This is a genomic window from Streptomyces sp. SID10853 (assembly GCF_010548145.1).
Lineage (GTDB): Bacteria > Actinomycetota > Actinomycetes > Streptomycetales > Streptomycetaceae > Streptomyces.
The window spans coordinates 1-9,997 of record NZ_JAAGLN010000247.1; the positions used below are offsets into that span (position 1 = coordinate 1).

Annotated in this window: 7 protein-coding genes; 2 read left to right on the plus strand and 5 right to left on the minus strand. The window is 70.9% G+C overall.

The features are described from left to right. Window positions 1-232: PHP domain-containing protein (locus G3I19_RS30525; RefSeq protein ID WP_164266960.1), on the minus strand; the 232-nt coding region annotated here is incomplete at its 3' end. A gap of 149 nt (window positions 233-381) precedes the next feature. Here G3I19_RS30525 and G3I19_RS30530 point away from each other — a divergent pair. Continuing rightward, window positions 382-1,413, plus strand: a complete 1,032-nt coding sequence (locus G3I19_RS30530) for a DUF3533 domain-containing protein (protein ID WP_164266961.1) — start codon at window positions 382-384, stop codon at window positions 1,411-1,413. A 107-nt stretch (window positions 1,414-1,520) separates the two neighbouring features. Here G3I19_RS30530 and G3I19_RS30535 read toward each other — a convergent pair whose 3' ends face one another. Next, complete coding sequence (locus G3I19_RS30535; RefSeq protein WP_164266962.1) at window positions 1,521-2,606, minus strand: S1 family peptidase; 1,086 nt, start codon at window positions 2,604-2,606, stop codon at window positions 1,521-1,523. A gap of 395 nt (window positions 2,607-3,001) precedes the next feature. Between G3I19_RS30535 and G3I19_RS30540 the strand changes: the two genes are divergently transcribed. Next, window positions 3,002-3,868, plus strand: a complete 867-nt coding sequence (locus G3I19_RS30540) for an alpha/beta hydrolase (RefSeq protein ID WP_164266965.1) — start codon at window positions 3,002-3,004, stop codon at window positions 3,866-3,868. A gap of 30 nt (window positions 3,869-3,898) precedes the next feature. On the opposite strand, the gene fxsT is transcribed toward G3I19_RS30540, so the two are convergent. The 3 genes from fxsT to G3I19_RS30555 form a co-directional block, all read right to left on the minus strand. Next, a complete protein-coding gene (fxsT, locus tag G3I19_RS30545) occupies window positions 3,899-7,843 on the minus strand; it encodes an FxSxx-COOH system tetratricopeptide repeat protein (protein WP_164266963.1) in 3,945 nt (1,314 codons plus the stop codon). Beyond that, a complete protein-coding gene (fsxC, locus tag G3I19_RS30550) occupies window positions 7,827-9,161 on the minus strand; it encodes an FxsC protein (RefSeq protein ID WP_164266964.1) in 1,335 nt (444 codons plus the stop codon). The genes fxsT and fsxC overlap by 17 nt, the downstream gene beginning before the upstream one ends. Before the next feature lie 71 nt (window positions 9,162-9,232). After that, entirely contained in the window at window positions 9,233-9,970 is a 738-nt protein-coding gene (locus G3I19_RS30555) for an AAC(3) family N-acetyltransferase (RefSeq protein WP_164266966.1), read from the minus strand. Between the last annotated feature and the right edge of the window lie 27 nt (window positions 9,971-9,997).

The window sequence follows — 9,997 nt, forward strand, 5'->3', positions numbered from 1 at the left end:
CGTCGGCGCGCGCCCGGCCGCCGATCGCGAGCCGCGTCCCGAACAGGGGCCGCACCCCGGCCGCCGCGCACGCCTTGGCAAAGCGGACGGTGCCCGCGAGCGTGTCCCGGTCGGTCAGCGCGATGGCGTCCATACCCCGTTCGACGGCCCGCTCGGCGAGCCGCTCCGGGTGGGAGGCCCCGTACCGCAGGGAGAACCCCGAGACGGTGTGGAGATGCGTGAAACCGGGCATCCGCCGCACCTCCTGCTCCGATGATCAAGTCCGTTCCTGGCTCCCTTCTCCACCATAGACCACTTTCGAATACCTGTGCGATTAACGGTGTGTCAGCCATTCGGTCCGCCCCACCTGCGCAAACGCCCGCTCTGCCGGACCGTGGGGCCATGACTTTCCTGGCCGAGATGAAGACCGCCGTCACTCCCCGCGCGGCCCTGCTCGTCATCGGCACCCTGGTGCTGCAGCTGCTGTTCATCGCGTCCTATGTGGGGGCTCTGCACAATCCCAAACCGAAGGACGTCCCCTTCGGGGTCGTCGCGCCCGCGCAGGCCGGCCCGCGGCTGGTCGGCGAGCTCAAGGGACTCTCCGGCCGCCCGCTGGACCCGCGCACGGTCTCCAGCGCCGCCGAAGCCCGCAAGAAGGTCCTCAACCGCGATCTCGACGGCGCCCTGATCGTCAGCCCCCGCGGCTCGAAGGACACCCTGCTGGTCGCGTCCGGCGGCGGGACCGTGCTGTCCTCGTCGCTGGACCGGATCATCAGCGCCGTGGAGAAGACACAGCGGCGCGGCGTGCGCACCGTCGATGTGGCGCCGGCGTCGGCCCGGGACTTCGACGGGCTCTCCGCGTTCTACCTGGTCGTCGGCTGGTGCGTGGGCGGCTATCTCTGCGCGTCGATCCTGGCGATCAGCGCGGGCTCCCGGGCCGCCAACGGGCGGCGCGCCGTGCTCAGGCTCACCACCATGGCGCTCTACTCGGTCCTCGGCGGCCTGGGCGGCGCGGTCATCGTCGGCCCGGTGCTCGGCGCGCTGCCCGGCAGCGTCCTGGGGCTGTGGGGTCTCGGCGCGCTGGTCGTCTTCGGGGTCGGCGCGATCACTCTCGCCCTGCAGGCACTCACCGGCATCGTGGGGATCGGCCTGGCCGTCCTGCTGGTCGTGATCGCGGGCAACCCGAGCGCGGGCGGTGCCTTCCCGCTGCCGATGCTGCCGCCGTTCTGGCACGCGATCGGCCCCTGGCTGCCCCCGGGCGCAGGGACCTGGGTGGCGCGCTCCATCGCGTACTTCAGGGGCAACTCCGTCACCGGCCCGCTGCTGGTGCTCTCCGGCTGGGCGGTGGTGGGCACGGTGATCACGATCGCCATGTCCACGTTCCGCGGAAGGCCCGCCACCGCCCCGGCGGCGCGGGAGACGCCCGGGGCCTGAGGCCGCGGGGGACGCCCGGGGCCCGAGGGCGGACGGCAGAGGCCCGGCCCGTCACGAGGACGGGCCGGGCCCTGATGCTGTTACGGGAGTGTGCCGCTACGGGAGCGTCAGCCGATCGTCGCCCCGAAGGCAGCCAGCGCCGCGGGCACCGGCTGGAAGAACGTCTCGCCGCCGGCGGAGCAGTCACCGCTGCCGCCCGAGGTGAGACCGATCGCACTGTCGCCCGAGAAGAGCGCACCGCCGCTGTCACCGGGCTCGGCGCAGACATCGGTCTGGATGAGACCGTTGACGACGTCGCCGTTGCCGTAGTTGACGGTGGCGTCGAGCCCCTTCACCGTGCCGCCGTGCACCTGCGAGGTGGAACCGCTGCGCTGGACGGCCATGCCGACGGTCGCGTCGGCCGCCTTGGTGATCGGCTGCGTCTTGCCGTTGTAGAGGTCGACCTCACTCGGGTGCGGGGTGTCAGCCGTGTACTTCACCAGGCCGTAGTCGTGGCCGGGGAAGTCGGAGGCCGCGTTGGTGCCGATCTCCGAGCCGCCCTGCGAGTCCGACCAGCTGGTGACGGCCTCGGTGCAGTGCCCGGCGGTGATGAAGTACGGCTGGCCGTCCTTGACCACGTTGAAGCCGAGCGAGCAGCGGGCACTGGAGCCCCAGATGGCGTCGCCGCCCGCGATGAGGGGCTTGAACTCCCCCGCGCTGTGCTTGAGTTCGGCCTTGGATCCGAGGCCCTTGACGACGCTGTTCAGCTTCGAGAGCTTCGCGCCGGAGACGGTGCGGTCGGCGGTGACCACGATCTTGTTGCTGACCGGGTCGACCGCCCATGAGGTGCCGGGCAGCGATGCCTTGTCGGCCAGGGTCTTGCGTGCGCCGGTCAGTTCGGCCATCGAGTGCTGGACGACTCTCGCCCGGCCGCCCGCCTTGCGCACACCTTGGGCCGCCGCCTCGTCGACGACGTTCACCACCAGGTTCTTGCTCTTGGCGTCGTAGTACGAGCCTGCCGCGTCGGCGCCCAGCTTGTGGGTCAGCGTCGATGCCAGGTTCCCGGCCGCGGCCACGGACAGCGTCTTCACCGGGGATGCCGGTGCTGCCTCACTGGCGTTGGCCGTCTGGAAGGTGACGCCGGCGGCGATCAGCGCGGCGGCGCCGGTCGCTGCCGCGATCACTCGGCGCTTGGGTATGCGTCGGTGCTTCAACTTCGACCTCCTGTGGGGGCCGCTTCCGGTCATGTGGGGTGACCGGAAGCGGAGGATGGAGCCGCCCACTATTCCGACAGTCACAGCTCGCACACAAGGTCGACTCAAGGACGGGCACACGACACCAACAAGGCGCCCGCACTCCTTTCACGAATGGGGAGTTCTCCAGGGGGACGCACAAGGAGCAAAGTCACCTGGAGGGGCAAATCACCACCACACCCGGCGGCCCGCCGTCCGCTATCCACCGCCGGGAGCCCGGATTGCGGCGTACTCCCGGCCGTATCCGCACTTTCCCACCAACTCCCCACCCCGCAGAGCGCCCTGATGGGTCATCATCGGAATGAAGGGGGATGCCAGTGCACACGATGCATGCATACGGCACAGAGGGACCGGGGCTGCGCGGGCGGGTTCGCGCGCCGGACGGACGTCATCTGACAGTGGAGCGCCTCGGTGATCCGCACGGCAGGCCGGTGTTCCTGCTGCACGGCACACCGGGCAGCAGGCTGGGGCCCGCGCCGCGCGGCATGGTGCTCTACCAGCGCAGAATGCAGCTCATCGCCTTCGACCGCCCGGGATACGGAGGCAGTGACCGGCTGCCGGGACGCAGCGTCGCCGATGTCGCCCAGGACGTCGGGGCGATCGCCGACGCACTCGGGATCGAGAAGTTCGCCGTCGCCGGCCGGTCGGGCGGCGCACCCCACGCGCTCGCCTGCGCCGCCCTGCTGCCCGGCCGGGTCACCCGGGCCGCCGCCCTGGTCACGCTCGCCCCCAGGGACGCCGTAGGGCTCGACTGGTTCGAGGGCATGGCCGCGTCCAACGTCCGGGAGTACACCAGCGCGTCCGACGACCCCGACGGCCTGGCGGCCCGGCTCATCCCGCGCTCGGCGGAGATCAGGAAGAACCCGGTCCGCCTGCTCGACCAGCTGTTCAGCGACCTCACCGACTCCGACCGCAGAGTCGTCAACGACGCGGGCGTACGGGCCATGCTGCTGCGCAACTACCAGGAGGCGCTGCGCACTTCACCGTACGGCTGGATCGACGACGCGCTCGCCTTCTCCCGCCCCTGGGGCTTCGACCCCGCCGACATCCGCAGCCCGATCATGCTGTGGCACGGGGTGAAGGACGTCTTCTCGCCCGTCGGCCACTCCCGCTGGCTCGCCCGGCGCATCCCCGGCGCGACGGCCGTCCTGGAACCGGCCGCCGCGCATTTCGACGCGCTGCACGCGCTCCCCCGCATCCTCGACTGGCTGCTGGACGAGTGAGGACCGGAACGCGCGGAACGGTCCCGGCGGTCACACCACGAGCGGCTCCAGGTCCCGGCTGAACCGCCGGGCGTCGCCCGCGATCCCCACGTAGTCGTGGTCGTCACCGAGCTGGCGCTGCAGCTCGGTGACGGTCTCCGCCCTCAGCAGCTGCGCCTCCTCCTTGCGGCCGAGCGCGTCCAGCGTCACCGACATGTTGGACGCACAGGCCAGCGTCTCCGGATGGTGGGCGCCGACGACCTCGCGCAGCGCCGCGACCACCCGGCGCTCGATCTCCAGGGCCTTGGGGAGGTCGCCGAGATCGGCCGTGACATTGGCGAGGTTGACGGTCGCGAACAGCACATGCGGATGGCGGGGGTTCAGTACGTCGCTCATCGCCCTGATCGTGGAGGCGAGCACCGACTCGGCGGTGTCGAGCGCCCCGCAGGCCCCCTGGTAGATACCGAGGTTGTTCATGGCGGTCAGGGTGTACGGGTGCCGCTCCCCCGGCATCTTCATGTACTGGTCGACCACCGCCTGCGCGGTGTCCCGCGCGCCCACCGCGTCCCCGGCGGCGAACAGGTCGGCCGCGAAGTTCAGGTCGCAGGCCAGCCAGTCCGGGTTGGCCACCGTGTACTTGACGCGGTACCGGTCCCGGGTGGCCGAGGTCAGCCGCCTGGCGTCCTCCAGCAGGCCGGCCCTGCGCAGCGAGACGGCCAGGCTCTTGGCCGCCGCGAGCGTACCGGGGAAGGCCCGCCCCAGCTGCTCCTTGAAGATCTGGTACGTCCGCGAGAGCAGCGCGACCGAGTCCTCGTACCTGCCGACCTCGCGCAGGTCGCGGGCGAGGTTCTGCGCCGACGAGAGGGTGTACGGGTGCGCGGGGCCGAGCACTTCGGTGCGCCGGTCGTAGACGTCCTGGTCCATCTCGCGCGCGCGGGCGTACTGGCCGGAGATGCGCAGGTTCAGCGCCAGGTTGTTGGCCGCGGCCAGGGTCCTCGGATGCGACTCGTCGAAGATCTCCTTGAACCCCTCGTACGCCTCGGTAGCCAGCGTCATGGCCCTGCTGTACTCACCGACCGCCCCGAGGTCCATGGCCAGGGCACTGGTGGTCATATAGGTGTGCGGATGCGAGGGGCCCAGCTCCGGGAGCTGCTCGCGCTGGCGCCGCAGGGTCTCCTCGTCCAGCTCCATGGCCTCCACGTAACGGCCGCGGGAGCGCAGGATGTTGGAGAGGTGGAAGCGGAGGTAGAGGTACTGCAGGTCGTTGTTGCCGAGGCGTTCGCGCCACACCTCGCGCAGCTCGCCCGCGAGGGCCGCGGCCGTGACGAAGTCGCCGCGCTTCCAGAGGTAGCGCACCCGGTCGATCATCAGCCTGCGGGTCTCCGGCTCCTTGCAGAGCCTGGCCTCCGACGGACCGAGGTGCGGCCAGATGGGGGCGAAGTCGGGCCAGGTGCCGGGGTTGTCTATGGGCTCGTCACCGTCGGGCCTGGCACCGGCGAGGATCATATGGACGGCGTGCCGTGCGTCGTCCCGCTCCGCATGGCTGAGCTGCGCCTTGATCACGGCCTGCACCAGCCGGTGCACCTGGATCGAGCCGCCCACCGGGTCCACCTTGGCGAGCGCGAAGCGGCCGATCTCCCGGATGACCCGGCCGAGGACCAGCTTCTCCTGGAGCGTCGCGTCGTACGGCTTGAGCGCGTCGATCATCTCCCGGCTGTAGAGGAGCTTCGCCGAGATCGGCTCGGGTGCGAAGAAGGCGCAGAGCTGGAGCAGCCGGACCGCGGCGGGCGAGCGCTCCTTGAGGCGGGCGATCGACACGTTCCAGGTGGCGGCCACCGGTTCGGGGTAGCCGGCGGGCTGGTTGAGCCCGAGGACGCTCTCGGCCTCCTGGGCCAGCTGTTCCAGATAGGTGTCGACCGGGGTGGCGGTCTCGGCGATCCAGGCGGCCGCCTGCTCGACGGCGAGCGGCAGATCGCCCACCGCCTCGGCGACCCGCGCCGCGTCCTCGCCGGAGAGTCCCGGCGCCCGGCGCTGGATGTGCTCGACGGACTCCTCCCGCATGAAGACGTCGACGGGCAGCGCGTCCCCGTACTGCGACCAGGTCTGGTTCCGCGAGGTCACCAGGACATGGCCGGGGCCGCCCGGCGGGAAGAAGCGCTTCACCTGCTCGGGGTCGTCCGCGTTGTCGAAGACCAGCAGCCACCGCGGGGTCGGCACCCCGCGGCGCAGCAGGTCGATGGCCTCCTGGGAAGCGGACGCCATGTCGTCGGCGCCCTGGGTGCCGAGACGGACGGCGAGTTCGGCGAGTCCGGCGATCACGTCGTCGGTCTGTTCCGCCGAGATCCACCAGACCAGGTCGTAGTCGGCCATGAAGCGGTGTACGTACTCCAGGGCCACCTGCGTCTTGCCGACGCCGCCGAGCCCGTACAGCGTCTGGGGCTGCGGCAGGACCACGGCCATGCCGCCGCCGAGCTGGTCGCGCATCCGCTCGAGCACCAGGGAGCGCCCGGTGAAGCCGGAGTTGCGGGCCGGCGCGTTCCAGATCTTCGGGACGGTCCCCGGGAAGCGCGGCCCCGGCGCCACCCCGTCGACCGCCTGGCCCGGCCGGTCCACCGCACGCAGCAGCGCCGCGGTGGCGTGCACTTCGTCCAGCCGGAACAGGTCGACCGGGTTCCGGTCGATGTACGGCGTGGTCAGCCGTACGTCACCGACGCGCAGCGGCAGCAGATGCCTGCGGGTCCCCGAGGGGTCCTCGGCCGCCGAGCGCTGCCAGACCTCCACCGCGCGGGCCGACTTGAGATAGGCGCTGGACAGGACGACGACGGTACGGGCCGCGCCGTCGGCCGCCGTCACCTCCGCGCCGGACGGCGGCGCCTCGGCCGAGACGTCGCGCGGCACCACCCGGAAGCCCGCACGGGTGAGCACCGACTCGATCCAGTCGGCCCACATCCGGTTCTCCGCCACATAGCTGAGCAGCAGATCGGCGGGGAGCGCGGGGCGGCGGCGGGTGAAGGCGTCCCTGATGCGCAGCCTGACCTCTTCGGGGATCTGCGGCATCGAGGTGATCCGCCGGTCGGTGACGACGGCGGCGAGCCGTTCGAAGGCGGACAGCAGCGAGTTGGTGAGTCCGGCCTCGTCGCCGAAGGTGGCCAGGGTCTCCTCGTACGCGTAGTAGGGGCGGTACGGGATCTCGACGGCTCCCCAGTAGGCGGTGAGCTCCTCGCCGGTGAGCCCGCGTGGCAGCCCGTCGAACCGGAGCCGGGCCAGGGCCCGTCCGGCGTCCGCCTTCTCCTTCTCGCCCTCGTCGATCCGCATCGGGACGGGCAGGATCTGGATGCCCCGGCCGCCGTCGTGCTTGTCGATCTGGCGGGCCACCGCGGCGGCGCCGTCGATGGACTGGTCGCTGAGCGTGAAGCAGTCGACGAGCATGTCGGGCAGATGGACGGTGCAGATGTCGGCGATGTCGCTGAGGCCGGTCCTGCTGTCGATGAGGACGTAGTCGTAGTTGGCCTTCATGTCGTCGCGCAGCGCGTCGAAGAAGTGGCCGCCGCCGAGCCGGTCGTAGAAGTTGTCCCAGTCGAAGGTGGAGACGGTCGCCGAGTACTCGCGGTTCTGCCGGCCGGCCGACACGAAGTCGAGGGTGCCGCCGTCGGGGAACTCCCAGCCCAGCGTCTCCGGTGTCAGCGAGACCGCGTGCTGCTGGATACGGGCGTAGTCCCGGTGCCAGTCGTCGGGGCGCGGGACGGGGCTGGTGGCCGCCCAGGCGTACTCGGTGATCAGGTCGATGATCCCGGTGGTGGCGCCGAGCGTGGACGGGTCGAGGAAGGGGTGGAAGAAGCGGTAGAGGCCCGGTGCCTCCAGGTCCCAGTCGACCGCGAGGACGCGTTTGCCGTTGGCGGCCAGGATCCAGGCGGTGTTGGCCAGCGCCATGGTCCGGCCGGTACCTCCCTTGTACGAATAGAAGGTGACGATGCGTCCGTCACGCCCTGCCGTCATCCGTGTCCTCCGCATCGAGCGCGAGATCCTGTGTAGCCGGTATGTAGCGGGTGGTGGCCTGTTCGGTCGTCATCGGGCCGATGAGCCGGGGACGTTCGTGGTGGCCGCCGCCGCCCGGCGGGTAGACGACGGCGTGCTTCAGATACTGCTGGGCGGCGGCCTCCACCACCTGGGGCAGGATCTGGCCGAACGCCTCCATGCTCGGGACGCCCTTGGCCGCGGCTCTGGACGCGGCGCGCCCCTCCCGCATCTTGGACGGCATGGTGTCCTCCAGACGGCCGGTGAGCTCGGTCTCGGAGGCTCTGCTCTGGTGGTCGTCGCGGTTCCAGGGGACGACCACGCTCACCCAGGGGCGGTGCTCGGAGTCGAAGGCGGCGAGCCTTCGGCGCCGTTCGTCGTCGTGCAGGGCCCAGCGGTCGACGAGCAGCACCTCGGGGCGCGACGGCGGCTGCTTCCCGTCGAGATGGAGGACCTCCTCGTCGAACGAGGTGACGGTGGCCTGGTAGTTGAGCGAGCGCACCAGGTCCTCGGCGAGCCGGGACAGCGGCTGCGCGGAGGCCGGGTGGTAGGGGTTCCAGTCCAGCGGGGTGTCCCCGTAGTACTCCGCGTGCCGGCCGTCGGGCAGATCGTGGCGGGTGGGCGCGGCGACGGTCAGTTTCATCGGGCGCGGGCCCGCGCTCGGCGGTCCGAAGGCGCTGGGTATGGCGCGGTAGTCGACGGGGCGGCAGGGGCCGATGTCCGACGAGTCGGCGACGCTCACGATCCTTTTGGCCAGTTCGTAGACGGCCCGTTCGTACTCCTCGGCGAATATCCGCAGCTTGACGAGTCCGTAGAGCCCGTCGGACACATAGCGCTCGCCGAAGACCCGGTGGTTGAACTGCAACCGCGCTGCCGGGCCCGGCAGTTGGTGCGGCGGCACGGGGACCCAGAGGGCGGGGACTATCGCGTCGGCGGGGCGGTTGCTGCGGGCCTGCTGCTGAATGGCGCGCTGGGCGAAGGCGTACCACTCCTTGCCGCACATCTCGCTGCCGAAATAGCGGGGCGAGAAGAGCGGTACGAAGACCCGGCAGGTGGCCAGGACTTCACCGAGCCGCTCCGACCAGCCCTCCCCCGTCCGCAGCTCCCGGTCGATGAAGCCGGCGGGTGCCCCGGCGGGCAGGTTGGTCATGGCCATCACATGGGCGCAGAGGTCGCGGAAGAGCCGCTCGACCCACATGTCCGGGTCGGGCCCGACGGCTCCGTGTTTCGGAGTGTGCGCATAGCTGAGAAAAAAATACGGCCTGTGGTTCGCCGCTCTCGGCTCGTCCGCTGCTGCCAACTCGGCCCCCCGTGGTCCATGAAGACATCATTCCGGAGCGAAGAGTCTCCACCCCGTCGACGTTCGGTCAATCAACGCCGCTTTTCGGTCATCCAGTTCCTCGCGTGCCGCACAGCTTCCTTGATCGGAAACACCATGGCGGCCGCGTTACCCAGCTTCCCCTCCCGCAGGCTCGCGCGGGGGAAATCGGCTCCGATCAGTTCGAAATCGCTGTCGTCGAGTTCGATGTCCCGGTATTCGAACCACTCACGCCGCCCGCCCCTTCTCACCACACACCGGTACAGCCGCGTCGGGGTATCCGGAATCCGGTATTCAGCGAGATGGAAGGAGGTGCACACACCGAATCCCACATTGATCATCAATTCCTCCGCACCGGCGGCCGCGAGCCTGCCCAGCGGGGACTCCTCACCGAGGTGGCAGTCGGCCCGGTGGTCCTTTACCAGCTCATCGGCGCGCGCGCCCAGCGCGGCGAACGAGGTCTGCGGATGGCCGCTGCGCACCGCACCCGGGGAGCTCCGTACGCATTCGGCCAGCCGGCCCATGCCGGGGCAGGGCGTACGGGCGGGATCGAAGGCGGGCATCGTGGCGAGGAAACGGGCCCTGGCGTCCGCGGTGAGCCCGGCGGTCTGCCGCAGATGGGCGCTCGATGTCGTCGAGTTCTCCGGGGTGAAGGCCGGGACCACCAGCGTCCCGTCCCCGCCCAGTACCTCGACGAGCGCGTCGCGCAGCGCGGGCGCGCGCAGTCCGGTGCCGCCGAGCGCGGCGTGCACCAGCAGCGTCGTCCCCTCCCGCACACCGAGCGCGCGCAACTCGGCGGCCGTCCCCGCGCCCTCAGC

What these genes read in the sequence shown, in the direction of transcription:
- G3I19_RS30530 (WP_164266961.1), top strand. Translation starts at nt 382, where the DNA reads ATGACTTTCCTGGCCGAGATGAAGACCGCCGTCACTCCCCGCGCGGCC.
- fxsT (WP_164266963.1), bottom strand. Translation starts at nt 7,843, where the DNA reads ATGACGGCAGGGCGTGACGGACGCATCGTCACCTTCTATTCGTACAAG.